The sequence below is a fragment of the Mesorhizobium sp. NZP2298 genome, from assembly GCF_013170825.1.
Taxonomy (GTDB): domain Bacteria; phylum Pseudomonadota; class Alphaproteobacteria; order Rhizobiales; family Rhizobiaceae; genus Mesorhizobium.
The window spans coordinates 3347780-3372127 of sequence record NZ_CP033365.1 but is presented as its reverse complement, the minus strand read 5'-3'; the positions used below and the strand labels follow the sequence as shown (position 1 = coordinate 3372127).

Sequence of the window (24348 nt, the reverse complement as noted above, 5' to 3'; positions counted from 1 at the left end):
ATGCCCGAGGTAAACGCCGAGACTGTCGCGACCTCACCGGAGGCGGTGGCGTCGCATCTCGCCGCCTCGCGCTATCTGGCCGACGACAGCCTGGCCACCGCCATATTCCTGGCGATCCGGCTCGGCAAGCCGCTGCTGCTCGAAGGGGCGCCGGGCGTCGGCAAGACCGAGGCCGCGAAGGCTGTCGCCGAGCTGCTCGGCCGCGATCTGGTACGCCTGCAATGCTATGAAGGCATCGACGCCGCGCATGCGCTCTACGAATGGAACTACCAGCGCCAGTTGCTCGCCATCCGCCATGCCGGCGAACACGAAATCGACATTTACGACGACCGCTTCCTGATCGCCCGTCCGCTCCTTCAGGTGTTGCGGGCACCGGAGCAACGCGTGCTGCTGGTCGATGAGATCGACCGTTCCGACCACGAATTCGAAGCGCTGCTGCTCGAATTCCTCTCCGATTTCCAGATCAGCATCCCCGAGCGCGGCACCATCCGCGCCGCCGCGCAGCCGATTGTCATCCTGACCTCCAACCGCACCCGCGAACTTGCCGAAGCCCTGCGCCGGCGTTGCGTCTATCACTGGATCGGTTATCCCGATGCCGAGCGCGAAGCCGCCATCATCATGCTGCGTGCCGGCGATGTCGCTGAAGGCACCGCGCGCGCCGTTGCTGCAGCCGTGCAGACCATCCGCGCCCGCCCGCTGGCCAAGCCGCCCGGCATCGCCGAGGCGGTCGAATGGGCCAATGCCGCCACCATCCTCGAAAGGGGTGGCAGCCCATGGCCCGAAGCCTTCCGCCGCGCCATCGGCGTGCTGATCAAGGACGAGGAAGACCTGTCCTATATCGCGCCGGAACTCGGCCGGATTGTCGAGGAGGCGCTTGCGTGAGCGCCTTGCCCCGCGCCGCAACGCCCTTCCTCGGCTTCGGTCGGCTGCTGCGCCGCTACGGCTTTGCCATCGCCCCCGAGCAAGTCTCCGGCTTCATGCGGGCGGTGACATTGCTCGGTCCCCGGTCGATGGCCGATATCCGTGAGGCGGCCCTTGCCACGCTGGCACCGCCGCCCGATCGCCGCGACGAATTCGAAGCGCATTTCCAGAGCCATTTCTACGGCAACGCTTCAGCCGTGGTCGAAGGCGACGCGGACGAGGAAACCCGCGTCAAGGATGATGGCGGCGCTGATGACGAGCGGATTGAAGCCGAGCACAGCCAGGAAGGCGGCGAACTGTCCTCGGCCCTGGAGCAATTGAGCAGCCGCGACTTCCAGCGCGACGAGGACAGGCTGACCGCCTTTCAACGGAGGCTCCCGTCGGCCCTGCCCGCCCGCCGCTCCTTCCGCACCGTGCGCACCCCTTCGCGCGGCAAGCTCGATCTGCGCCGCTCGCTGCGCGAAATCGTCAGCGCCGATGGCGACGTGCCCTCACCGCTGTTGCGTCGCCGCCAGACCGTGCCCCGCAAGCTGCTGCTGCTGATAGACGTCTCCGGCTCGATGAAGCTGCATACGGCGGACTATCTCAAGCTGGCGCATGCCGCAGTGCAAGGCGCCGACCGCGCCGAGATCTTCACCTTCGGCACAAGGCTGACCCGCATCACCACGGCACTGCGCATCCGCGACCGCGATCAGGCGCTGGCGCGCGCGGCGGCCCAGGTCGACGACTGGGACGGCGGCACCCGCATGGGGCCGACGCTGCTCGCTTTCCTCTCGGTGCCGCGTTTTTCCGCCTTTGCACGCGGCGCAGCCGTGATCATTTTGTCCGATGCGCTGGAGCGCGGCGACCATGCCGAGTTGGAGACGGCCATACGCAGGCTGAGCGCCCGCGCCTTCCGGCTGTCGCTGGCCACACCCTTGGCCGGCGACCCGCGCTTCCGGCCAGCCACTGCGGCGCTACGCGCCATCCTGCCTGATCTCGACGACCTCATCGATGGCTCGTCGTTGACCAGCCTCACCGATTTCATCCTGTCGCTCGCCCGTCCCGCCCCCGAGGCATCGACAATCTGGAAGAGGGTTTCCTGATGCAAAAAGCCATCGACGCGCATTTCCACATCTGGCGCCAGAAGGACCAGCCCTGGCTGGTCGGGCCGATGGTGCCGCGCATCTTCGGCCCCTATGAGCCGATCCGCCGCGATTATCCGATCGGCGAATTCCTCGACGACCAGAAGGGATCAGGCGTCGAAAAGGCCGTCTATGTCCAGACCAACTGGGCGAAGGAGGATTTCGAGAAAGAGGTCGCCTTCCTGCAGAAGACAGCCGATGAAACCGGCTGGCCGCACGCCATCGTCGGCTATGCCGACATGACGGTGGATGATGTCAGGCCCCAGATCGACCGGCTGATGAAATACAAACTGCTGCGCGGCGTGCGCATGCAGCTGCACTGGCATGAAACGCAGGCCTTCCGCTTCGCCGCTTCGGCCGACCAGGTCATCGACCCAAAAGTGCGCGCCAACGTCGCGAGGCTGAAGGACTATGGCCTGTCTTTCGACCTGCAGCTCTTCCCCGCCCAGATGAAGGACGGGCTGACGCTGGTCGGGGAGAATCCCGAGACCAGCTTCATCCTCACCCATGCCGGCATGCTGACCGGCACGGATCAAGAGACCACCGAGGCCTGGAAGGCGGGGTTGCGCACGCTCTCAGCGGCACCCAATCTCTATGCCAAGCTCTCCGGTCTCGGCACCTTCGTCCACCGCAATGACCCGGCGCTCATCGCCTATATCGTCGACAACGCGATCGATATCCTGGGTTCCGATCATCTGATGTTCGGTTCGAACTTCCCGATCGAGAAGCTCTGGACCAGCCACGCCGAGCTGATCAAGGCGCACCGCGAAGCTGTAGCGAAGCACGGCGCGGCCGCCGAGGCCGACATCTTCTGGAACACGGCGGAACGGGTTTACCGGCCGGCCTGATCGCCAGGACGACCGCCGCAAGCGCGGCGGTTGCCCTGGAAAAATCCTTATTGCGTCGGCAGCATGCCTTCGACGTCGCTGGCCGCGTCAGTGAGCGCTTCCTTGGGCGAGGCCGACTGGTCGACGATGCGCGACAGATTGTCGACGATCGTCTGCGTCACCTTCACACCGTTGGTGCCCGGGAAGGCATACCACGGAACCATCAGCGGCATCTGGCTGAGCCCGGCCTGGAAGAGCGGGTTCTTCTTGTAGAAATCGCCGAGATAGTCCGACGATTTCGCCGCCAGCTCATTGTTGGGGACATAGCCGGTGCCCGGCACGACGACGGAAGCGCCATAAGGGCCAGCGGCGAATTTCGCGAACTTCCAGGCGGCTTCCTGCTTGGCCGCATCCTTGGTCAGGATGACCACAGCATTGCCGCCGGTCGGCAGATGGCCGTTGACCGGATCGATCAGCGGGATTTTGGCGGTGCGCAGCGTGAACTTGTCGCCGACATTCTTGATCGTATTGACCAGCGCACCGGTGGTCTGGAATTCGAAGCCGACCTTGCCGGCCGCGAAAGCCTGCTCGCCCGCCGGCTTGGTGAAGACCGGCATGCCGCCCTCCTTCACCATCCGCGCCAGAATCTCCACCGCCTTCTCGCCTTCCGGCCCGTTGAAGGCGACCTTGCTTTCGTCCTCGTTCAGCATCTTGCCGCCAGCGCCGAACAGCAGCGCCGAGAACATCCAGTCATCGCCCTGCCAGCGGAAGTCGATGCCGTCGACGCCGTTGCCAAGCGCCTTGATCTTGCCGCCTAGCGCGATGACCTCGTCCCAGGTCTTGGGCGGATTGTCGGGATCGCCGCCGGCGGCCTTCACCAGATCGGCATTGTAATACATGATCGGATTGGACGTGGCGAAGGCGAGGCCAACCTGCTTGCCGTTGACCTGCGCCAGCTTCAGGATCGTGTCGGAGAAACCGAGCTCCGCCATGTTGCCTTCCTTCTTGACCAGCGGCCCGAGATCGACGGCAACGTCACGCTCGTTGAGCATGCGCAGGCGGTTGAGGCCGATGAAGGTGATGTCGGGCATCTCGTCGGTGCCGGCCTGCCGAAGAATGGTCTGGATGCCTTCCTCATAGGTTGCCGACGGGCTGGCGAACTGGATCTTGATATCGGGATTTTCCTCCATGAACTTCTTCGAGATCGTGTCCATCACGTTCTTGAAGAAGCCGGGCATCGGGTAGTGAACCGTTAGCGTCGTCTCGGCATAGGCCGGGAGGGCCGCCGCCAGCGACACCACTGCTGCGGCAAAAATCCTGGAGAAATGCTTCATCGCTCGTGCTCCTTGTTGGCCCAGTCAGTTATTGGCAAGTTCAGCCTTTGAGACCGGTCATGGTGATGCCCTCGACGAAACGCTTCTGCGCGAGCAGGAAGGCGGCGACGAGAGGCAGGGTGATGATCAGCGTGGCGGCCATCAGCGCGCCGTAGTCGTCGCCAGCCTCGGCGGCGCGGAAATACATCAGGCCGAGCGGCGGCGTGGCATAAGCCTGCTTGCTGACGACGATCAGCGGCCAGTAGAGGTCGTTCCAGTGCGCGACGACGGAAAAGATCGCGAAGGCGGTGACCGCCGGCCACGCATTGGGCACGATGACGCGCGCCACGATGCCGAGTTCGGACATGCCGTCGAGCCTTGCCGCGTGCAGCAGGTCGTCGGGCATGGCGCGGAAGAACTGCAGGAACATGAAGATCGCGAACACCGATATGGTGAAGGGCGCGACCAGCGAGGTGTAGCTGTTCAACAGCGACATCCGGTCGAAGGCGACATAGAGCGGCAGCGCCGTTGCGTGGATCGGCACCAGCAGGCCGAGCATGACCAGCACCATCATCAGCCGCGCGGCGCGGAACTTCAGCTTGGCCATCGCGTAGGCGCAAGGGATCGCGACCACGACCTGGAAAAAGAAGATCAGGCCGCAGACGACGACGCCGTTCCACAGCAGCGTTGCCATCGGCACCTTGGCCAACGCCTTGGCGAAATTCTCGGCGAAGTAGAAATGCTGAGGGATGAGCGACAACGACGAGGTGAAGATCTCGCTCTGCGTCTTGCCCGCCGTCGAGATCATGAAGATGTAGGGCGCAAGGATCATCAGCGCGCCGAGCGAAAGCAGCGCGAAGCGGATGATGCGGCCGGCCGGAATGCTCGTCATGTGTAATGCACCCGCCGGTCGAGCACGCGGTATTGCAGGAGCATCAGCACGACCAGGATCGCCAGGAACACGACCGTCATCGCCGAGGCATAGCCGACGCGCAGATAGACGAAGCCCTCTTGGTAGATGGTGAAAAGCAGCACTTCGGAGGCCTTGTTGGGGCCGCCATCGGTCAGCATCTTCACCGTTTCGAAAACCTTCACCGCATTGGTGATGCTGATGGTGACGACGAACAGCGTCGTCGGTCCGAGCATCGGCCAGGTGACCAGGAAAAACCGGTCGAGCGCAGATTTCGCGCCGTCGACATGGGCGGCGGCATAGAGCTCGCGCGGGATCGCCGTCAGCCCCGCCAGGAACAGCACCATGTTGAAGCCGACCGCCTGCCAGATGCCGATAATCGACAGGCTGTAGAGCACGGTGTTCGAAGCGCCGAGCCAGTTCGGGCCGGGAATGCCGGCCAATGAAAGCAGCGCGTTGAGCGGCCCGATCGTCGGGTGGAAGATGTATTGCCAGACGGTCGCCATGGCGACGATCAGCGAGGCGACGGGCAAGAAATAGACGGTGCGGAAAAAGCCGCGCGCCCGCCCCTCGCCTTCGATCAGCAGGGCAACCCCCAGGCCAAGCACGATCGAGACCGGCGCGACGATCGCCGTGTAGATCGATGTGTTCCACAGCGACCGGCGGAAGGTGCGGTCGTTCAGGAGATGCGCGTAATTCTCGAAGCCGACGAAGCGGAACTTGCCGTAGCCGAGTTCGAAATCGGTGAAGCCGAGAAAGATCACGGCAGCCACGGGCAAGAGCACGAACAGCAGCAACAGCACGATGGCCGGCGCCGCCAGCAGCCAGGCGGTCCGGTCCTCGCTGCGCGCGCGCAGCGCCGCCGCGCTCGGGACGTTGCCCGCCAGCGCGACACTAGACATAGGCCGGCTCCTGCCGCGCGCCCGCCGCGATGCGCAGACGCTTTCCCTCCGGCCCGAAGACCATCGCCTGTTCGGGTGACAGAAGGATGCCCACCGGCATTCCGGCAATCAGGTCCCTCGTCTCGTGCGGCGCCAGCTTGGCGATGATGATGTCGCCGGAGGCGTCGAGGCGGCAATGGGCCATGACTTCCGAGCCGAGAAATTCGAGACGCTCGATCCGTCCGGCAAGGCCGCTCCGGCCGCTGGGGGAAAGTCTTACGAATTCGGGCCGGATGCCGAGGCTGACCGGACCGGTCGCAACCTTCTCCAGCAGGGCCAGCCGGATGCCCTCGAAGCCGACACGGCCGCTTTCGGCCTGTGCCTCGATGATGTTGATCCTCGGTTGGCCGACGAAACGCGCGACCTCGATATGGGCGGGATCGTTGTAGATCACTTCGGGCGATGCGAGTTGCAGCAGATTGCCGCCGATCATCACCGCCACCCGGTCGGCCATCGAAAGCGCCTCGGCCTGGTCGTGCGTCACATAGAGCGTCGGCACGCCGGCGCGGCGGTGCAGTTCGACGATCTCGCCGCGGGCATGGACGCGCAGATTGGCGTCGAGATTGGAGAGCGGCTCGTCCATCAGGAAGATGCTGGGATGGCGCACCATCGCGCGCGCCAAGGCGACGCGCTGCCGCTGGCCGCCCGACATCTGCCCCGGCTTGCGGTCGAGCAGATGGTCGATCTTGAGCAGACCCGCCATCTCACGGACATCGCGCGCAATGCCCGTGCGGATCTCTTTCTGGCCGGGCAGCAGCGAGCCGACGAGCGGCAGGCGCTGCGGCAGGCTCAGCCGCTTCATGGCAAGCGGCACGGCGATGTTCTGGCCGGCCGTCAGATGCGGATAGAGGGCGTAGGACTGGAACACCATGGCGATGTTGCGGTCGGCCGCGGCAACCGGCGACATGTCCCTGTCGCCGACGAAGATCTCGCCGCTGTCGGCATGGTCGAGCCCCGCCAGGATGCGCAGCAAGGTGCTCTTGCCGCATCCGGAGGGACCGACAAGCGCGATGAACTCGCCGGGCTCCACATCAAGGCTGATGCCGTTCAGAATGGCATTGCCGCCAAACGACTTTTTTACGCCGCGAAGCGAAAGCGCGCTCATGACGCGACCTTCTTGCGGACCTTGTGCGCCTCATGCGGATAGACCTCCTCGACGACGTCATCCAGGACATGGACCGTCATGCCGGGGATGGCGACGATCTGGCTGGCGACCGTGTCGCCGAATTGATGGACAACGGCGCCAAGCAAGCGCTCGCCCGGCATATCGCGCTCCATGTCGCCGACCACGAAGGCCGCCGACGGACCCCATACAAGCGACGTGTTTTCATATTCGCCCTGCCATGCCCGGTGCAGGTGACCACTGGCGAACAGCGCAACATCGTGGGCGCCGATCAGGTCATAAAGACGCTGCCGCTGCGCCGGCCTGACGCTCCAGTAACCCGTGTCGCCCTCGCCGGGCTCGTCGATGAAGAGCGGCTTGTGGGCAAAGAGGGCGACGCGCCGGCCGCCGCGGCTTTCCAGCGCGCTCCGCAGCCAGTCGAACTGCGCCTCTTCCTCGGCATCGTCAAACCCCATCAGCAGGCTGTCGAGCCCGATGAGACGCCAGGTGCCGGTGTCCTCCACCCAGTAATCAGGGCCGACCAGCCGGCGCCAGCGCTCAAGGCGTCCGGCATTGACCGGCTGCAGCGAGCCGGGGAGATGGCCGACATCGTGATTGCCGGGCACCAGCAGCATCGGCGTGGCGATTTCCCGCATCAGATCCACGCAGAAGCCGATGTCGTCGTCCTTGTCGGCACCGTCGACGCTGAGGTCGCCCGTGTGAATGACAAGGTCGGCGCCGCTCTGCTCGATCCAGGCGGCCAGCGGCTGCCAATTGCCGTTGAAATGCGGCTTGGTCGGGCTGAAATGGGTGTCTGTGATCTGAACGATTTTCATGTCGGCTCCACCATGCGAGCCGAGGCCCCCGGCGAGCGGCATCGCATGGGGCTTCCTTAGTGCCGTTCCATGTCACTTCCTTAACAGACGCTGGGGTAAACCGCGCAATTGCGGACAGCGGCTGGCGAAGGCTAGCCGGCGGCAACCGGCGCAGCGTGGAAAGCGCCCGGATTTCAGTTGCTTGCCGCTGCTTGCCTATAGAACGGCCGCGCTCACAATCTTGCGACAGCGCGGCGGGAAATCACGCTCACTTCACCTCGAATTGCGGGTCGACCGGGATCTGCATCGCCGTGACCAGATGGTTGGTCTGCCCCGCCAGCCCGATGATCGACACCAGCTCGCCATGCTGCGCATCGGTCATCCCCTTGGCCCGCGCCGCCGCCGTGTGCGAATGGACGCAGTAGGAACAGCCATTGGCGGTCGAGACGGCGATATAGATCATCTCCTTGGTCAGTGGATCGATGGCGCTGTCGGCCACCATCACTGTCTTGAGCTGCTCCCAGACCCGCTTCAGCGACACCGGATCATTGGCCAGCCCGCGCCAGAAATTGTTGACGAAATCGGATTTGCGCGTCGCGCGGATATCGTCGAACACGGCCTTCACCGCCGGGATTTTTTCGACCTCGGCATCGCTGAGGAGTCTTGTGGTGGCCATGTTGTTTTTCCTTCGTTGGATCGGTGGATCAGGTCGTTGAATCAGGTCTCGAGCAAAGATGGCTAATCGGCTCTTCTGATTCAGTTTTCGATGCCGATTGGTGCAGAACGTCGATGGTTAGCCGAGCCCGCCAGCCCCCTAATGCACGGCCGCGTACATGATCTTCTCCTCCGTCGCCTCCGCCGGCGAAAACTCCTCGACGATGCGGCCCTGGCGGCAGACCAAAATCCGGTCGGACAGGTTCATGATCTCCGGCAGGTAGGAGGAGATAACCACGACGGCCAGCCCCTCGTCGGCCAGCCGGTTGATGATCTGATGGATCTCGGCGATGGCGCCGACATCGACGCCGCGCGTCGGCTCGTCGAAGATGACAATGCGCGGCTTTTGCACCAGCCCCTTGCCGATCACCACCTTCTGCTGATTGCCGCCGGAAAGCTCGACCACGCGCGCATTGTCGTTGATCGCCTTGATATTGAGCGTCTTGGTCCATTCCGCCGAGAGCTGCCGCATCTCCTGCTGGTTGATCACCCAGGCCTTTTCGCGGCCTGCCGCCAGCAGTCCGCCGAAGAGGTTCTCGGCAATGCCCATCGTCTCGAAAATGCCCTCGCTCTTGCGGTCCTCGGTGACATAGACGATGCCGTCGGCCACCGCCTCGCTCGGCACGAGATAGCGCACCGGTCTGTCATCGAGCTCGATCGCCCCACCGCGCAGGAAATCGCGCTTGTAGATGCCGGACACGATCTTGAAGGTCTCCGTGCGGCCGGAGCCGATCAGCCCGAACACACCGGTGATCTGGCCCTCGAAGATCGAGAAGGAGTTGTTGCGCACGACATTGCTCATCGAAATGTCCTGCACCGACAACACTTTCTTGCCCGCCTTGCGCAGCTTGGCTTCGTCGCGCTGCCGGTAGATCTGGCCGGACAAGGTGCGCCCGACCATGGCGGCCACGATCTTGTCGCGGTCGAAGGCGGATGTATCGTCGGTGACGACCAGCTCGCCATCGCGCAAAATGGTGATGCGGTCGGCAATGCCAAGCGCCTCCTCCAGCGCATGGCTGATGAAGACGATCGACACGCCGCTCGCTTTCAACCGGCGGATCAGCGCGAAGAAATGCCGCTTCTCCTCCGGCGTCAGCGTCGCCGTCGGCTCGTCGAAAATGATGATTTCGGCATTGTGGTGCACCGCACGCGCAATCTCCACCATCTGCCGCTTCGCCGCGCCCAGCGTCGCCACCATCGCGTTCGGATCGACCGGGAAATTCAGCGACTGCAGGAACTGTTGTGCCGAAATATACGTGCCGCGCAGCCGGTTGAGGAATTTTTCAGTACCGAGATAAAGGTTTTGCGCCACTGTCATCGACGGCACCAGGCTGGTCTCCTGGAACACCATGGCGATCCCGGCCTCGAGTGCCGCATGCGGCGAGGCGTAGGCGATCTCGCGCCCTTTGTGGAACATCTTGCCGGAGGTGGCGTCCACGACACCGGCGATGATCTTGGTCAGCGTCGATTTGCCGGCACCATTCTCGCCAAGCAGCGCGTGGATCTCGCCCCTTCGCAGGTCGAAGCTGACTTGTCTCACCGCAGGCACGCCGCGATAGGTCTTGGTGACGTTCTCCAGGCGAACGATCGGCTCCATCAGAAACCTCCCGAGTCGACGGCCAGCACGCAGTCGCCGCCCTTGGAGGCGATGAACAGCCGGCCGTCCTTTTCCGTCACGCTGCAGATGCCATGGCGCGTGCCGTTGGCGCGGCTATGCAGGCTGAACTGCGGCTGCATGTTCTGATCCAGTTTGACCACCAGCCCGTAGGAGCGGCTCGGCGACCATGGCTTGTGGATGCCCATGGTGCGGATGCCACCGCATTGCAGCGGTTCGAGGAAGCTGCGGTTGGAGGCAAGCGCCGGCGCGATCCAGTAGGCCGGCGGGACTTGGTCGATCATGTCCTGCCGGTAGTGCGTCTCCTGCAGCACGAACTCGATCAGCCGGTTGCGCGGCGCGAACAAGGTCAGCCACGCTCCGCCATCGCGCGCCGGCGCGAGCCGCGCGGGATAGCCGGGCAGATGTGTCAGCACCGTCGAACGGTTGCCTGTCGCGCTGCTGAAACGGATGAGCTGATGGCGCCAGCTTTCGCTCACCAGAACGCCCTCGCCTGCCGGATGGAGACCGTTGGGGAACGCGATGTCGCCGGCAACTTTCTGGAAGCCGATCGCTCCGGGGCCACATCGCCACAGCGAACCGGACGCGCCCTTCTTCATCAGGTCGGCGGCCCATTGCGATGGCGCGTGCTCAGCCGAACCATTGGCCAGCCAGAGCGTGCCATCATCGGCATAGGCAAGTGCCGTGATGCAACGCACGTCCGTCGGCAGCGAAACCTCCTTGTCCGATATCAGCAGCTTGCCGCTTTCGAGCGCCACCGTCAGCTCACCCGACGGCGACAGCGCCAGTGCCGAGACGGGGGACGCAAAGGTCTCGACAACCTTGGGCTCGGCTCCGGAGCCAAGCGAATAGACGGCGTTGCCGCTTGAGGCGAGCAACCCCTCACCGGAGGCCAGCAGATTGTCCGGCTCGGTCAGTTCGGCAAACGCAGGCGCGTCATCGAGGCGCGTGTTGGGCCGGAAAGCGCCGTCGAGCGGCGGGATGGTGACCGCCTTGCCGCGAAACATATCCAGGATCGGATCGAGGATCATGGCTTTGCTCCCCAATAGGAAGCGGGGCTGGTCCAGTTCGGGTCGGCGCCCGAGATCTTGTAGCGGCCGATGCGGTTGTTGAGGATGCCGCCGACGAAAAGATATCCCTTGTGCTCGCGCATCGAGGTGACCATCGGATGTGCATCGCCGGTGAGGTCGCCGAGTGCCTCGACGATGCCGCCCTTCTCGTTGAATTTCACCACGCCGCCGGTGTTGATGTTGGGGAACAGCCACTCGTCCTGAGGCAGCCGGCGCGTCATGCGCTTGCGCATGTCGGGATGTCGCAGCGACAGGTCGAAGCTTGGCGTGCGCATGCCCAGCCACGCCATCCAGTAATTGCCGTCCGACGCCCGGTTGATGTTGTCGGGATAGCCCGGCATGTCGCGGATGACGCATTCGGCGGTGCCGGCCTTCGGCCCTTCCAGCCAATAGCGATGCACGCGGCAGGCCCAGCTTTCGGCGAAGAACAGCGACTTGCCGTCATGGGCCATGCACACACCATTGGTGTAGCGATAGCCGTCGAGCAGCGTTTTCGTCGAACCGTCCTTCGGATCGTAGACCAGCAGGCGGCCGGTGGCGCGGTTCTCGATCGAGTCCAGCGCCCAGTCATGCGCGTCGTAGCGCTTCGTTGAATCCGTGAAATAGATGCGCCCGTCCGGCGCGATGTCGCAATCATTGGGATCGCGCAGCCGTGCATCGTCGACGATCGAGGTCCAGGAGCGCGACGTCTCGGCCGAAAGGCGTTTCACCTCGCGGTCCGGCGAAACGGAATAGAGCCCCATGGCGCCGACGCAGCTGATCAGATTGCCCGATTTGTCGAAGGCGAGCCCCAGCGGAAAGCCGCCAATATGGGCAAACACTTCAGATTTCACGTACTCCGGCGCAAAGAAGCGGATGATTTCGCCATGGCGGGTGCCGCAATATAGATTGTCGTCGCGGTCGAGGATGACATCCTCAGGCCCTTCCAGCTCACCGAGCCCGATATGATCGGCCGCGGACAGACGGTTGTCGAGCTCGTAAGGCGTGCCGGAGCCCGGCACCGCCGACTGTGTCTCGCCCATCTTGAGATAGACCGGCGCGACATAGACTTCGTTGAGCACCTTGTGGCGGTTCTTCAGCCAGCGGATGTCGATGGTTACCGCCACCGCCAGCATGATGCCGAGCACCATCTGGTTGGTGCCGGTGCCGTAGCCCAGCCGGATCAGCCCGTTGGTCATGGTCAAGACGATGATGGCGCCCATCAGCCCCTTGATCACCGAGCCGCGCCCACCGCCGAGGCTGACGCCGCCGACCACCGCGGCCGTCAGCGCCATGATCTCGAGGTTGAGGCCGGTGCCCGGCCCTGCACCGCTCAAGCGGCAGGCAATGAGGAAACCGCCGATCGAGGCGCAGAAGCCCGAGAAGACATAGGTCATGAACACGGTGCGGCGCACGCGGATGCCGGCATTGTGCGCCGAGCGCCGGGAGCCGCCGACCGCCAGCACATGCCAGCCCGGCCGCGAGCGCGTCAGCGCGATATGGGTGACGATGGCGAGGATGATCGCCAGCCAGACCGAGACCGAGAGGCCCCAGAAGGTGCTGTCGCCGATGAAATCCAGCACATCCGATGTGGCGGTCGAAAGCTGCACGTCGGCGGCGTAGGTGGTGACGAGGATGTCGAACAACGCCCGCCCGAAGATGAAGGTGACCAGCGTGGTGAGGAAGGCGCGCAGCCTGAGATATCCGACGAGGTAGCCGTTGATGGCGCCGAAGACGAGACCGGTGGCGAGCGAAGCGGCCAGCGCCAGCCAGATCGACTGTTCGAGGATGAAGAACACATAGACGGCCGAGAAGCAGGACAGCGCGAAGATCGAACCGACCGAGAGATCGATGCCGCCGCCCAGCATCACCACCGTCATGCCGGTGACCACCATGGAGAATTCGCCGAGTTGGCGGGTCGATTCCTGCAGCGACGTCAGTTTGAAGAAACCCGGAATGATCGAGCCGAACACGCCGAGCGTTGCCACAAGCGCCAGGAACGGAATGGCATTGTCGGTCCAGCGTTTGGTCAGGATCTCGCCGACCAGATGGTCGGGCACGAGATTGTAGCGCCAGGACTGAAGGCGTTCGCGAAAGGACATCGGCTCACTGCGGTACGAGAAAGAGGTGGCCGGACAATCCGGCCACCTCATTGATATCTGTCGGCAACGTGCGGTTTATTTCGCCGCCGCTTCGGCCTGCAGCGCCTTCAGGTCCCAGCAGCTGTCGGGCTTGAGATCGGCCTTGGTCGTCGCCTTCTCCAGCGTGTAGATGTAGGTGTGCGAGGTGCCGGCTGGCTGGCCGCTCTGCAGCAGGAACTTGATGATGGCGTTCATGTCGCCCGACTGGCGGGCGAGATCGGTCATCACCACGGCGCCATAGGTGCCATCCTGCAGCTTGTCGCAATCGGCCGCCTTCTCGCCGCCGCCGGTGGTGACGAGAAACACCTTGCCGTCCAGCTTGGCGTCGCGGATCGCGGCGGATGCGCCGGTGGCGTCACCATCCCAGAAATCGATGATCGAGCAGATGTCCGGGTTCTGCTGCAGCATCGTCGTCGTCACGTTGCGCGAGGTCGTCGCATCCCAGTTGGAGTCGGGCTTGGCCACCACCTTGAAGTCAGGATGCTTGTCCAGCACCTTCATGATGCCGGCATACTGATACAGGCTGGAAGAGTTCGCCTGGTCGCCTTGCACCAGTCCGATCTTCTTCGACGAGTTCTCGCCGCAGCCCTTGATCGCCGCTTCGGCCTCGAGTTGGCCGAGCCGGTCCCAGTCGCTGCCGACAAAGGCATCGGCCGGGAAGTTGGCGGGGTTGTCGACCAGAAGCACATAGGTGCCGGCGGCCTGCGCCTTCTTCATCAGCTTGGAATAGGAGTTGAGGTCCGGTGCATGGATGATCAGCACGTCGGGCCTTGTGTCGGACGAGATCGCGTCGGTGATAGCCTGCGCGCCCGCGTCGACCACCCAGTTCGGATCGCGCGTCTCGAACACGCCGCCCCAGGCCTCGACTTCCTTCTTCAGATAGTGCGCCCAGCCCTGCGCCAGGTCGAAGCCCATCGCCAGCGGCACCAGCATGACGCGCTTGCCCTTGAGCGCCTGCGCATAGGCGGCCGGACCCGGATCATCAGCGGCGAAGGTCGGCGCCACGAAGGCGGTAACGGCCAGCGCCGTGGCGGCGACCATCAGTGTTCTGATCAGTTTCATGTCACATCCTCTGTTTCGATTGTCATTGCCGGCCGATCGTCGCGATCGTTCCGGGTACCCCTAAATGTCGCCTTGTTGCGCGGTCTGTTCGTCGCGTGGATTGATGATGCCATCGACGATGATGGCGCCGAGCAGGATCGCTGCCTTGATCAGGTTCTGGTAGAGCAGCGGAATGTCGATGATGGTCATGGCGTTGAGCAGGATGCCGATCAGCGCCGCCCCAACCAGCACGTTGCGCACCCCGCCCCGTCCGCCCGACAGGCCGATCCCGCCGATCACCGCCACCAGCACGATGTCGTAAAGCAGCGTCGAATTGACGACGCGCGTATTGATCGAATGCAGGCTCGCCGCTGTCAGCAGGCCGGCGATCAGGGCAACGAAGGCGGACAGCACATAGCGCAGCACCAGCATCGGCCGCACCGGGATGCCGATGTTGCGGGCCGCGACCGGATTGTCGCCGGCAAAATAGATGTAGCGCCCCCATTTGGTGTAACGCAGGAAGAGGAAGAACAGGAAGGCGAGGCCCGCGAAGACGAACACCTCGATCGGGATATCGAGGAAGCGCAGGCCGCCGAGCAGTTCGACCCAATGTCCTTGCGGCACCGGTACCGCATCCTGCGTGATCAGTTGCGAGCGCACATAGCCGAAGACGAAGGAGCCGGTGGCCAGCGTCACGAAAATCGCCGGGACGTCGGCATAGGCGACGAGAAAGCCGTTGAGCAGCCCGATGGCGAGCACGCCGGCCAGCACATAGGCGAAGGCCAGCCCGTCCGAGGTTCCCGTGTTGAGCAGTTGCAGATACCAGGCGACCGACATCGCCATGATCGCCACGGCGGACAGGTCGATACCGCGGCCGATGATGACGACGGCCATGCCGAGCGCCAATATGCCCAGCACCGACACCGAGCGGACAATGGCGACGAGGTTGTTGGGATCGATGAAGCCCGGCAGCCCTATTGCCGCGGCAACGAACAGCACCACGGCAATGGCAAAGACAATGCCTTCCTGATTCAGGCTCCTCGGATTTAGCCAGCCGATCGTGTTCATGTCTGCATTTGCCCCGATGGCAGCGCTGCCATCCCGAAAGCAAAAGCTAATCGGCTCAGCGCCGGTTCGTCAAATGAATCCGCGCTCGGAACACCGGCTGATGTCGATATTCATCGGGTGGACACATTGATTGCCGAAACTGGCGCAATGCGCGGAAACTCCTGCATTTTTGGCAATTGATTGCGCCATCGCAGCCATTTACGAAAGCGCTGCATCAAGGCGAAAGGATGAGGCGGAATTTATCTCCGCATCAGGCGAAAAATTCGGTTTCAATTCGCCGGTACGTGGCCGGAAACCTCTGCCCCCGCCGCGGGCGGCAGCACGAGAAAACGCAATGCCGCGACCAGGCCGATGACACCGATCGCCAGGAAGGCGATTCGAAAATCGGCGAGGTCGAGCGCCGGCCGGTCCCTGGCGATCTGCGACAGGTTCAGGATCGCCGCCGCCACCGCGACGCCGAACAGCATCGCCACCTGCTGCAGCATGGACGACAGCGTCGCCGCCGAACTGCGTTGCGCCGCATCGATATCGGCGAAGGCCAGCGTGTTGAGCGCGGTGAACTGCATCGACCGCGACAGGCCGGCGATCAGCATCAACACGACAACCAGCGCCCGCGGCGTCTGCGGCGAGATCGCCCCGCAAGCCATGATCGAGGCCGAGGCGATGATGCCGTTGACGACCATCACCGAGCGGAAACCGAAACGCCGCAGCGTTGGCGTCGTTACCGTCTTCATGCCGAGATTGCCGAGGAAATAGGCCAGGATCATCAAGCCGGCATCAACGGGCGAGAGGCCGAAGCCAACCTGGAACAAAAGCGGCAGCAGGAACGGCGTGGCGTTGATCGCCATCCGGAATATGGTGCCCGCGGCGAGTGTCGAGATGGCGAATGTCAGCACCTTGAACGAGGAAAGATCGAGCAGCGGATGAGCCGCGCGGAGGAGATGCCGCACCGCCAGCCAGCCGATGACGATGCCCGCCGCGATCAGCAGCACCGTGGGCAGCAGGCCGTCCTCGGGATGCGCGATGCGCTCGAGGCCGAAGAGCAGGCAGGCGAGCCCGAGCGACGTCAGGAAAAACCCCGGCCAGTCGAGCGGCTTGGGATCGGCTTCCCGGTCGCCCGGAATGAAGCGGGCGACCAGCGCCAGCCCGATCAGCCCAAGCGGTACATTGATGAAGAAATTCCAGTGCCAGGACAGGTAGCTGGTGATGAAACCGCCGAGCACCGGCCCGACCACGGGCGCGAACAGCGCCGGCCAGGTGATCAGCGCGGTGGCGTTCAGCAGCTCGGACTTCGACGCATTGCGCAGGACAAGAATGCGGCCGACCGGCGTCATCAGCGCGCTGCCCAGCCCTTGCACGGCACGAGCAGCGACAAATTGGGTCAGGTTTTCCGAAAAGCCGCAGGCGAGCGAGGCCAGCGTGAACAGCGCTATCGCCACGAGAAAAATGTTGCGCGCGCCGAACCGGTCGGCAAGCCAGCCAGACAGCGGCACGAAAACAGCCATTGTCAGCATGTAGACCGTGATGCCGATGCTCATCGCCACCGCCGGCACGCCGAAGGAGGCACCCATCTGCGGCAACGAGGTTGAGATGATCGTCGAATCCAGCAATTGCATGAAGAAGGCGATGGCGACGATCAGGGCCACGCGCCGCGCACTGGTGGCCGTTGCCGGTAAGGTTTCAGTTTCGGGAATGGCAGTCATGTCGAGACCGGGTTGAACAGCATTTGACCGACTGCGTCCATAGCCAGCGCAACAAACTTTCGTGTCGCCTCGCGGCCTGCTATGGGATGAGCGGGGCGACCGAGGAAAGGGCGCGCATAGAATGAAGCCCATCTACATCGACTATCTCAATGCTCTTGACATCGATGCGCTTGCCATGACCGACGGCGAAATCATTGCCGCCGTCGAGGCCGGCCTGGTCGCTCAGGGCAAGGGCCAGACCGTGATCGAGCCGCGTGTCCACCTGGAACCGGACCCATCCTTCCACGGCCATTTCAACGTCCTGCGCGGCTATGTGGCGCCACTCGACGCGGCGGGCGTGAAGATCGTCGGCGACTATGTCGACAACTATCTGCATGGCCTGCCCTCCGAATTCGGCATTCTCAACCTGTTCGATCCGCGCACCGGCACGCCGCGTGCCATCCTCGATGCCACCGTCATCACCGACATGCGCACCGGCGCCGTCACCGCCATCGGCGCGAAGCATCTGGCACGCAAGAACTCCAAGGTGCTCGCCCATATCGGCGCGCGCGGCACCGCCTACTGGAACGTGCGCCTGCTTGATCATCTCTTCGACTTCGACGAGATCCGCGTCCATTCGCGCCGCCCGGAAAGCCGTGACGGCTTTGCCGCCAAGCTCTCCGCCGACCTCGGCAAGAAAGTGACGGCGGTCGCCGACTGGAAGACCTGCATCGAAGGTGCCGACATCGTTGTCGAGGCCTCGCGGCTGCCGGAGCCTCAGCCGCTGCTCAAGACCGAATGGATCAAGCCCGGCGCCCTTGTCGTGCCCTATGGCACGATGAGCGCGGTGGAGCTGTCGCTGACCGACATCATGCAGAAGATGGTGGTCGACGACTGGGGCCAGTGCAAGGGCGGCAAGTTCGGCTCGCTGCGGGCCCATGTCGAAACCGGACGGCTGAGCGAAAAGACGCTGCATGCCGAGCTCGGCCAGATCGCCGCCGGCCTCAAGCCGGGCCGGCAGAACGACGACGAGACCATCCTGTTCTGGCACCGCGGCCTGTCGTTGTCCGACATTGCGCTCGGCAAGGCGATGCTGGCCAAGGCAGGAGAAAAAGGCGTCGGCCAGAGGCTGCGTTTCGCATGAGCGCGCTCGTCCTCACCGGAGCCGCCGTCAGTGTCGGCGATATCGCCACCGTCGCCCGCGAAGCCCGCAAGGTGGAGATCGGATCCGATGTCCTCGGCAGGCTGGACAAGGCACGAAAAGTGCTCGACCAGGCCGCCGCCTCCGGCCAGCCCATATACGGGCTGAACACCGGGCTCGGCGCCAATCTCGGCACGGCGGTCGAGGGCGACGCCAGTGCCTTCCAGCGCCAATTGCTGGAAGGGCGCAGCGGCGCGGTCGGCGAGGCGCTGCCGGTTGAGGCGGTGCGGGCAACAATGGTCGCCCGCCTGGCGATGCTGTCGGCCGGCGGCTCCGGCCTCTCGCCCGCTGTCTTCGTCGCTCTGGTCGACGTGCTCAATGCCGGTGTCCATCCGGTGATGCCGTCTCTCGGTTCGATCGGCGCCGGCGACCTCGTCCTGATGACGGCGCTTGCCCGTGTCCTGATCGGCGAAGGCGAAGTCGACTATCAGGGCCGTCGCATGCCGGCGGCCAAGGCGCTGATGATGGGCCGCCTCGCACCCATCAGCCTGGCACCCAAGGACGGGCTGTCGCTGATCAACGCTTCGGCGGTCTCTTCCGGCAGCGGCGCGCTTGCGATAACTGACGCGCTGTCGGCGCTGGCCCAGCAGCAGCAGGCCGGCGCGCTGACCATGGAAGGTTTTGGCGCCAACCGCACTATCCTCGATCCGCGCCTGCACATGGCACGCCCGGCGGCCGGTCAACAGGAGGCCGCCAAGGTACTGCACGATCTGCTGGCCCGCGACGAGCCGCCGGCGCCGACCACCCTGCAGGACCCGCTGTCGATCCGCTGCATGCCGTCGATCCACGGCGCGCTGATCGAGGCGATCGGCCAGGCGAAACGTGCCGTCGAGATCGAGCTCAATGCCGCCGCCGACAACCCGCTGGTGCTGGGCGATGACGAACTCGTGCTGTCGACCGGCAATTTCCACACGGCCGCCCTTTCCCTCGCTTTCGAGACGCTCAGCCTTGCGATCGCGCAATGCGCCGCCGCGAGCGTCGCCCGCTTCATTCAGCTCACCGGCTCGGGACGCAACGGCCTGGCGAAATATCTGTCGCCAGTCGGCGGCGCGTCGGCCGGCTTCGTGCCCCTGCAGAAGACGGCGACATCGATCCTGGCCGCCATTCGCCACAAGGCCAATCCTGTGATGCTCGACTTCCTGCCGGTATCGGAAGGCGTCGAGGACCATGCGACCCAGTCACCCCTCGCCGTTGCGAAATGCGCCGGGATGATCGCGCTGTGGCGGCGGCTGATAGCCTTCGAGCTGATGGCTGCCGCCCAGGCCGTCGACCTGCGTGAAGGGTCGACGCTGGGGCCACGGACTGGCTCGATCTATGCGGCGGTGCGCGCGCATGTATCGATGCTGAAAGACGACCGGCCGCTGGGAACCGACGCCGAGCTGCTCCACGCCATGCTCGCCGATGGAGCGTGGCAAGGCGCTGCGATGGTCAGCCAGGAAACCGAATAATCAGCTCTTTGCGTCTACCCTTTTCATGAACAGGCCGAGCTCGGCCGGGTCCATGTGCACGATGTGCCTGTCCTCGGGATAGGCGCCGCTGTTGACGTCGGCGACATATTCGGAGAATGCCGCTACCCGCTCCGCCTGCAGCCGGTCATATTCGGCGGCGAAATTGCGATAGACCTTGGAGTGGCGCGGCATGTGGCCCCGGTTCTGGCCAAGGATATCCTCGGCGAACAGATATTGCGCGTCGCAGCCGGTGCCCGCCCCCATCGACAGCATGATCAGCGAGGTCCGCTCCGAGATCGCCTTGGCCACCTCCACCGGCACGACTTCGATCTCCGCGCCGATGGCACCGGCAGCCTCCAGTTGCTTTACCGCTTCGAAGACCTGGAGAGCGGTATCGGCGGTCTTGCCGACCGCCTTGAAGCCGCCGGTCCAGGTGGCGCGGGATGGAATGAGGCCGACATGGCCGATGACAGGTATGGCGTCATCCGCCATGCGCCTGATCGTGGCATAGCCGGCGCTGCAATAGACCGCGTCGGCACCGGCCTTATAGAGCCGGAACGCCCAGCGCAGGAAATCGTCCGCCGTGCCGATCTCGAAGAAGTTTTCGCCCGGCATGGTGAACAGGCTGGGTGCGGCATCGCGATATTGCGGGTTGAGCACCAGTTCGGGCGGCACCGAGACAATGTCGACCCCTGCCCGTTCGGCGGCCTCCGCCTCGTCAAGCGTCAGCACGCGCAGCATGGTCAGCTGGCGCTTGCCCTTCATGGCGCGCAGATCGGCGACGGTCGGTCTCTTTCGGCTCATTAAAACATCCCCTCTAACGCTTGCCATGTGCTGGGTCGGTTGCCGCGCGTCAAATCTGGATCATCACCTTACCGGCCTCGATCTTCACCGGATAGGTCACGAGATTGACGCAGACCGGCGCGCCCTTGGCCTGGCCGGTCTTGTAGTTGAAACGGCCATTATGCTTGGGGCATTCGATGATGTCGTCCATCACCAGCCCGTCGGCCAGATGCGCCTTCTCATGCGTGCAATAGCCGTCGGTGGCGAAGAACTCATCATCCGGCGACCGGTAGACCGCGAAGGTGCGGCCGCCATGGTCGAAGCGGATGACATCCTCCTCCTCGACATCATCCACCGCGCACGCTTCAACCCAATCGGCCATCTCAGTCTCCTGCCAACACTCGCGATCGCTATTCGGCGGCTGCCGACATATCGACCTCGTGGAACTCGCCGCGATAGGGCCTGGCCGTCGGCGGCAATTCGCGCTTGAGGTAAAAATCCTCGTATTTCAGCTGCCTGAGCAGAACCGGCCAGACCTCGCGATAGGCATGCCACATCGACTGGTTCGGCTCGGGCAGATCGTGCTTGATCAGTTCGTGCAGCCTGGGCAGCGCGTGATAAGGCACCATGGGGAACATGTGGTGCTCGACATGGTAATTCATGTTCCAGTAGATGAACCGGCTGATCGGGTTCATGTAGACGGTGCGCGTGTTGAGCCGGTGGTCGACGACATTGTCGGCAAGGCCGATATGCTGCAGCAGGCCGGTCGTCACCATGTGCCAGGTGCCGTAAAGGCGCGGCAGGCCGATCAGCACCAGCGGTATCCATGACCTCAGCGCGATCGCAAGAGCGATCGTCGCCACATAGATGGCCACGTGCCAGCGAGCAGCGACCACGGCCTTGTGCTGTTCCATTTCGGGGATGTAGCTCTTCTCCTCCGCCGACAGCGTGCCGAAGGCCTGGCGCACCAGCGTCGGCAGCGAATAGCGGAAATCGAGAATGCCGGTGAAGGCGAGCGCCGCCTTCAACAAATCCGGCGGACGCATCACGGCGATCTCGGCGTCGCGGCCGACAATGATGGTGTCGGTGTGGTGGCGGGCATGGCTCCAGCGCCATTGCACGGGATTGCGCATCAGCATGAAGGAGGCGATGTGATAGACCACATCGTTCATCCAGCGCGTGCGGAAGGCCGTGCCGTGGCCGCATTCGTGCCAGCGCGAGTCGCTCGACGAGCCGTAGAGCACGCCATAGACGAACAGGAACGGCACAACCCACCACGAACCCCAGAACCAGACAATGCCGGCGGCCGAGCCCACGATGACAGCGAGCCAGATCACCGTGTCGCGGATCGCCGGGCCGTCCGAGCGCTGCATCAGTTCCTTCATCGCCTTGCGCGGTACCTCGGTGTGGTACCACTCGGCCGAGGCCAGGCCGGTCTCGATCGCGGTCCGCGTGCTTTCGCCGACCAGGCTGTAATCGCGCTTTTTTGCCATCGTCATCATCGTCGCCTCGAGAGCATGATGCCGAAAAGTGTGAAGCGGTTGTTGGACGACATCCTGCTCTATCTCTTTGGACTTAGAGACCGTTGGCGCGGAATTTTCCGTCGAGGAATGTTTTCGCGCGCGGCACGTCATCCTCGGTCAGATGCTCGATGATGACAGGGATGTTCGGGTGCTTTCCGCTGAGCCGCCTCAGATAAAGATCATAGTTGAGCGAGCCGAGGCCAGGCGCCGGCAGCTCGATCTCGCCGACGCCACGGAACGTCAGTCCCTCATGCGCGTCTGCATCGCCGATGTCGGCATGCTTCTCCGTCTTGTCGCTGCCCGAGCGCTTCACATCCTTGGCATGCGCGATCCGGATCTTGTCGCTCAGCGTGTCGAACACCTGGTTCAACACCTGGTCCATGCGATCGATGTTGTGCGCTTCGAAGTAATTGGTCGGGTCCATCAGCAGGCCGAGGCCCGGATGGTCGACCTGCGCGAACATCTTCACCGTCTCCTCGACCGAACCCACGACATTGTTGACATAGGTTTCAAGCAGGAAGACCGCGCCATGGTCATAGGCGGTCTGGGCAAGATCCGAAATCACCTTGCGGCATTCCTCGAAACCCTCCTCGGTCTTGTTCCTGGGATCATGCACCCAGTCGGACTCGGTGTTGTAGGTTCCGGTCTCGGAAATCACGTAGGGCGAACCGAATTCGCGTGCGTTGCGGATGATTTCCTTGAGATAGCCTACGCGTTTCTCGCGCTCGGCCTTGTCGGGATGGATGATGTTGGTGTAGCCGGAAATGCAGCACACCGGCAGATTGTGATCGCGGAACGTGTCGCGCACTTTTCTGGCCTTGTCCCGTGTGATCTGCCCGGCGGTGAGATCGATATCCCGGAAATGCATGTCGAGCTGCACGGTATTGAAGCCGAGCGCGCGGATGCGCCTGGCAGCCTCGTCGATCTCGTAAGGAAAGTAGCCGGTAAATATCCCTGCCTGCATCATGATGTGAACTCCTCCCGGTAAGCGATTCAGCCGCCACGCTTTTTGCGCGGTCCGTATTTCAGTTGGTCGGGATTTCAGAAAGCCGGACGGTGCGGCCTTCCGCCATCGAGCGATAGCCGGCCTCGACCAGCGCCATGGTCTTGACGTTGTCGGCAACCGAAAGGGCCGGCGGCGTGCCGGTTTTCACCGCATATTGCAGCTGCTCCATCACACCGATGAAGGCGTGTGGAAACCACATCGTGTCCCAGCTGGGGCTCACCCATTCGCCGCCCGTCGTCTCCGTCGAGGCATAGGTCAGCGTCGAAGCGACGCCCGTCGGCCAGCCGATCGTGCCCTTGGCGACCCCCCTGGTGCCGTCGACACGCCAGTTGATGTGCTGGTCGTCACGATAGCCCTGCTCACGCGGACCGGACCAGACATCCTCCAGCGAAACGGCAAGCACCCCGGAAGGAAAGCGCAAAGTCGACACGGTGATGCCGTCGGAATGGTCGAAGGCCGTGCGTGGATCCTTGCGTGTCAGCGTCGTGATTTCCTGGGGATCGCCGAACAGGAAGCGTAACACGTCGAGATGATGCACGCTCATATTGGCGAGCGTCAGCCGGTCGTAATCGGCAAGGAAAGCCTGCCAGTGCGGGATGGCATGCATGTCGATCTGGGCGAAGACGATGTCGCCCAGCGCGCCGCTGTCGATGATCTGCTTCAGCACGCGCATCGACTGGTCGTAGCGCATATTCTGGTTGACCGAGAGAATCTTGTCGGACCTGGCCGCCTCGTCGCGCAGCTTGACGGCTTCCTCAACCGACAGCGCGAGCGGCTTCTGCGCCAGGATCGCCTTGATGTGGGGCTGCCTCAGCGCGTGACGGATGAGAGCCGGCTGCTGGTCCGGCGGAAAGGCAAGGTCGACAATCTCGACCTCGGAATCCTCGATCAATTGCTCGGGCGTGTCGTGAACGACGGGGATATCCCAGCGCCTGGCCACCTTCTCGGCGCTGGCCTTCGTCCGCGAGGCGATCGCCACCACCGGGAAACCAGCCTGCGCATAGGCGGCCAGATGGCATTCCGCCATGATCATGCCCGCGCCGACGCAGCCGATCCGGTATTCCCTGCTGCGAACCTTCACATCTGGTTCGAGATCCGTGCCTGCCATCCATTCCTCCCTGGAG

General features: G+C 63.7%; 22 protein-coding genes. 5 read left to right on the top strand and 17 right to left on the bottom strand.

The annotated features are described in order from the left end of the window. Genes EB231_RS16385 through EB231_RS16375 form a run of 3 tightly spaced genes read left to right on the top strand, consistent with a single transcriptional unit; the run spans position 1 to position 2893 of the window. Positions 1-882 carry an AAA family ATPase gene (locus tag EB231_RS16385; RefSeq protein WP_172349719.1) on the top strand — a complete coding sequence of 294 codons (882 nt, stop codon included), beginning with the start codon at positions 1-3 and terminating at the stop codon, positions 880-882. A 5-nt stretch (positions 883-887) separates the two neighbouring features. Then, a complete protein-coding gene (locus EB231_RS16380) occupies positions 888-2006 on the top strand; it encodes a vWA domain-containing protein (RefSeq protein ID WP_246741024.1) in 1119 nt (372 codons plus the stop codon). Next, positions 2006-2893, top strand: a complete 888-nt coding sequence (locus EB231_RS16375) for an amidohydrolase family protein (protein ID WP_172349718.1) — start codon at positions 2006-2008, stop codon at positions 2891-2893. Before EB231_RS16380 ends, EB231_RS16375 begins: the two co-directional genes overlap by 1 nt. A gap of 47 nt (positions 2894-2940) precedes the next feature. On the opposite strand, the gene EB231_RS16370 is transcribed toward EB231_RS16375, so the two are convergent. From EB231_RS16370 to EB231_RS16315, 12 genes are all read right to left on the bottom strand, one after another. After that, on the bottom strand, positions 2941-4206 hold the full coding sequence (locus tag EB231_RS16370) for an ABC transporter substrate-binding protein (protein WP_172349717.1): 1266 nt from the start codon (positions 4204-4206) through the stop codon (positions 2941-2943). Positions 4207-4246: 40 nt separating this feature from the next. Continuing rightward, complete coding sequence (locus tag EB231_RS16365; protein ID WP_172349716.1) at positions 4247-5077, bottom strand: carbohydrate ABC transporter permease; 831 nt, start codon at positions 5075-5077, stop codon at positions 4247-4249. Next, positions 5074-5997 (bottom strand): carbohydrate ABC transporter permease, encoded by a 924-nt coding sequence (locus EB231_RS16360; RefSeq protein WP_172349715.1) that lies wholly within the window; start codon positions 5995-5997, stop codon positions 5074-5076. The genes EB231_RS16365 and EB231_RS16360 overlap by 4 nt, the downstream gene beginning before the upstream one ends. Beyond that, a complete protein-coding gene (locus EB231_RS16355; RefSeq protein WP_172349714.1) occupies positions 5990-7141 on the bottom strand; it encodes an ABC transporter ATP-binding protein in 1152 nt (383 codons plus the stop codon). Before EB231_RS16355 ends, EB231_RS16360 begins: the two co-directional genes overlap by 8 nt. Next, a complete protein-coding gene (locus EB231_RS16350) occupies positions 7138-7974 on the bottom strand; it encodes a metallophosphoesterase family protein (protein WP_172349713.1) in 837 nt (278 codons plus the stop codon). The genes EB231_RS16355 and EB231_RS16350 overlap by 4 nt, the downstream gene beginning before the upstream one ends. Positions 7975-8221: 247 nt before the next feature. Then, positions 8222-8629, bottom strand: coding sequence for a carboxymuconolactone decarboxylase family protein (locus EB231_RS16345; protein WP_172349712.1), 408 nt, complete (start codon positions 8627-8629; stop codon positions 8222-8224). Between the two features lie 138 nt (positions 8630-8767). Next, positions 8768-10264, bottom strand: a complete 1497-nt coding sequence (locus EB231_RS16340) for a sugar ABC transporter ATP-binding protein (RefSeq protein WP_172349711.1) — start codon at positions 10262-10264, stop codon at positions 8768-8770. After that, a complete protein-coding gene (locus tag EB231_RS16335) occupies positions 10264-11313 on the bottom strand; it encodes a hypothetical protein (protein ID WP_172349710.1) in 1050 nt (349 codons plus the stop codon). The genes EB231_RS16340 and EB231_RS16335 overlap by 1 nt, the downstream gene beginning before the upstream one ends. Next, positions 11310-13433, bottom strand: a complete 2124-nt coding sequence (locus EB231_RS16330; protein ID WP_172349709.1) for an ABC transporter permease — start codon at positions 13431-13433, stop codon at positions 11310-11312. The genes EB231_RS16335 and EB231_RS16330 overlap by 4 nt, the downstream gene beginning before the upstream one ends. Positions 13434-13508: 75 nt before the next feature. Next, positions 13509-14534 carry a sugar ABC transporter substrate-binding protein gene (locus EB231_RS16325; protein ID WP_172349708.1) on the bottom strand — a complete coding sequence of 342 codons (1026 nt, stop codon included), beginning with the start codon at positions 14532-14534 and terminating at the stop codon, positions 13509-13511. A 60-nt stretch (positions 14535-14594) separates the two neighbouring features. Beyond that, positions 14595-15581 (bottom strand): ABC transporter permease, encoded by a 987-nt coding sequence (locus tag EB231_RS16320; RefSeq protein WP_172349707.1) that lies wholly within the window; start codon positions 15579-15581, stop codon positions 14595-14597. 269 nt (positions 15582-15850) lie between these two features. Continuing rightward, complete coding sequence (locus EB231_RS16315; protein ID WP_172349706.1) at positions 15851-17284, bottom strand: DHA2 family efflux MFS transporter permease subunit; 1434 nt, start codon at positions 17282-17284, stop codon at positions 15851-15853. Positions 17285-17405: 121 nt separating this feature from the next. Here EB231_RS16315 and EB231_RS16310 point away from each other — a divergent pair, with 121 nt between their 5' ends. Continuing rightward, positions 17406-18407 (top strand): ornithine cyclodeaminase family protein, encoded by a 1002-nt coding sequence (locus EB231_RS16310; RefSeq protein ID WP_172349705.1) that lies wholly within the window; start codon positions 17406-17408, stop codon positions 18405-18407. After that, complete coding sequence (locus tag EB231_RS16305; protein WP_172349704.1) at positions 18404-19912, top strand: HAL/PAL/TAL family ammonia-lyase; 1509 nt, start codon at positions 18404-18406, stop codon at positions 19910-19912. The genes EB231_RS16310 and EB231_RS16305 overlap by 4 nt, the downstream gene beginning before the upstream one ends. Here EB231_RS16305 and EB231_RS16300 read toward each other — a convergent pair whose 3' ends face one another. The 5 genes from EB231_RS16300 to EB231_RS16280 form a co-directional block, all read right to left on the bottom strand. Next, entirely contained in the window at positions 19913-20716 is an 804-nt protein-coding gene (locus EB231_RS16300; RefSeq protein ID WP_172349703.1) for a 3-methyl-2-oxobutanoate hydroxymethyltransferase, read from the bottom strand. It lies immediately after the preceding gene. A gap of 49 nt (positions 20717-20765) precedes the next feature. Then, positions 20766-21077: a MocE family 2Fe-2S type ferredoxin gene (locus EB231_RS16295; RefSeq protein WP_172349702.1), complete on the bottom strand. Its 312-nt coding sequence runs from the start codon at positions 21075-21077 to the stop codon at positions 20766-20768. 28 nt (positions 21078-21105) lie between these two features. Next, entirely contained in the window at positions 21106-22197 is a 1092-nt protein-coding gene (locus EB231_RS16290; RefSeq protein ID WP_172349701.1) for a fatty acid desaturase family protein, read from the bottom strand. 73 nt (positions 22198-22270) lie between these two features. Further along, complete coding sequence (locus tag EB231_RS16285; protein ID WP_172349700.1) at positions 22271-23185, bottom strand: sugar phosphate isomerase/epimerase family protein; 915 nt, start codon at positions 23183-23185, stop codon at positions 22271-22273. A gap of 58 nt (positions 23186-23243) precedes the next feature. Beyond that, positions 23244-24332, bottom strand: coding sequence for a Gfo/Idh/MocA family protein (locus EB231_RS16280; RefSeq protein WP_172349699.1), 1089 nt, complete (start codon positions 24330-24332; stop codon positions 23244-23246). Positions 24333-24348 lie beyond the last annotated feature (16 nt).

What these genes read in the sequence shown, in the direction of transcription:
- EB231_RS16320 (WP_172349707.1), bottom strand. Translation starts at nt 15,581, where the DNA reads ATGAACACGATCGGCTGGCTAAATCCGAGGAGCCTGAATCAGGAAGGC.
- EB231_RS16300 (WP_172349703.1), bottom strand. Translation starts at nt 20,716, where the DNA reads ATGAGCCGAAAGAGACCGACCGTCGCCGATCTGCGCGCCATGAAGGGC.
- EB231_RS16340 (WP_172349711.1), bottom strand. Translation starts at nt 10,264, where the DNA reads ATGGAGCCGATCGTTCGCCTGGAGAACGTCACCAAGACCTATCGCGGC.
- EB231_RS16330 (WP_172349709.1), bottom strand. Translation starts at nt 13,433, where the DNA reads ATGTCCTTTCGCGAACGCCTTCAGTCCTGGCGCTACAATCTCGTGCCC.
- EB231_RS16360 (WP_172349715.1), bottom strand. Translation starts at nt 5,997, where the DNA reads ATGTCTAGTGTCGCGCTGGCGGGCAACGTCCCGAGCGCGGCGGCGCTG.
- EB231_RS16350 (WP_172349713.1), bottom strand. Translation starts at nt 7,974, where the DNA reads ATGAAAATCGTTCAGATCACAGACACCCATTTCAGCCCGACCAAGCCG.
- EB231_RS16315 (WP_172349706.1), bottom strand. Translation starts at nt 17,284, where the DNA reads ATGACTGCCATTCCCGAAACTGAAACCTTACCGGCAACGGCCACCAGT.
- EB231_RS16345 (WP_172349712.1), bottom strand. Translation starts at nt 8,629, where the DNA reads ATGGCCACCACAAGACTCCTCAGCGATGCCGAGGTCGAAAAAATCCCG.
- EB231_RS16385 (WP_172349719.1), top strand. Translation starts at nt 1, where the DNA reads ATGCCCGAGGTAAACGCCGAGACTGTCGCGACCTCACCGGAGGCGGTG.
- EB231_RS16335 (WP_172349710.1), bottom strand. Translation starts at nt 11,313, where the DNA reads ATGATCCTCGATCCGATCCTGGATATGTTTCGCGGCAAGGCGGTCACC.
- EB231_RS16305 (WP_172349704.1), top strand. Translation starts at nt 18,404, where the DNA reads ATGAGCGCGCTCGTCCTCACCGGAGCCGCCGTCAGTGTCGGCGATATC.
- EB231_RS16295 (WP_172349702.1), bottom strand. Translation starts at nt 21,077, where the DNA reads ATGGCCGATTGGGTTGAAGCGTGCGCGGTGGATGATGTCGAGGAGGAG.
- EB231_RS16290 (WP_172349701.1), bottom strand. Translation starts at nt 22,197, where the DNA reads ATGATGACGATGGCAAAAAAGCGCGATTACAGCCTGGTCGGCGAAAGC.
- EB231_RS16280 (WP_172349699.1), bottom strand. Translation starts at nt 24,332, where the DNA reads ATGGCAGGCACGGATCTCGAACCAGATGTGAAGGTTCGCAGCAGGGAA.
- EB231_RS16375 (WP_172349718.1), top strand. Translation starts at nt 2,006, where the DNA reads ATGCAAAAAGCCATCGACGCGCATTTCCACATCTGGCGCCAGAAGGAC.
- EB231_RS16370 (WP_172349717.1), bottom strand. Translation starts at nt 4,206, where the DNA reads ATGAAGCATTTCTCCAGGATTTTTGCCGCAGCAGTGGTGTCGCTGGCG.
- EB231_RS16310 (WP_172349705.1), top strand. Translation starts at nt 17,406, where the DNA reads ATGAAGCCCATCTACATCGACTATCTCAATGCTCTTGACATCGATGCG.
- EB231_RS16325 (WP_172349708.1), bottom strand. Translation starts at nt 14,534, where the DNA reads ATGAAACTGATCAGAACACTGATGGTCGCCGCCACGGCGCTGGCCGTT.
- EB231_RS16355 (WP_172349714.1), bottom strand. Translation starts at nt 7,141, where the DNA reads ATGAGCGCGCTTTCGCTTCGCGGCGTAAAAAAGTCGTTTGGCGGCAAT.
- EB231_RS16285 (WP_172349700.1), bottom strand. Translation starts at nt 23,185, where the DNA reads ATGATGCAGGCAGGGATATTTACCGGCTACTTTCCTTACGAGATCGAC.
- EB231_RS16365 (WP_172349716.1), bottom strand. Translation starts at nt 5,077, where the DNA reads ATGACGAGCATTCCGGCCGGCCGCATCATCCGCTTCGCGCTGCTTTCG.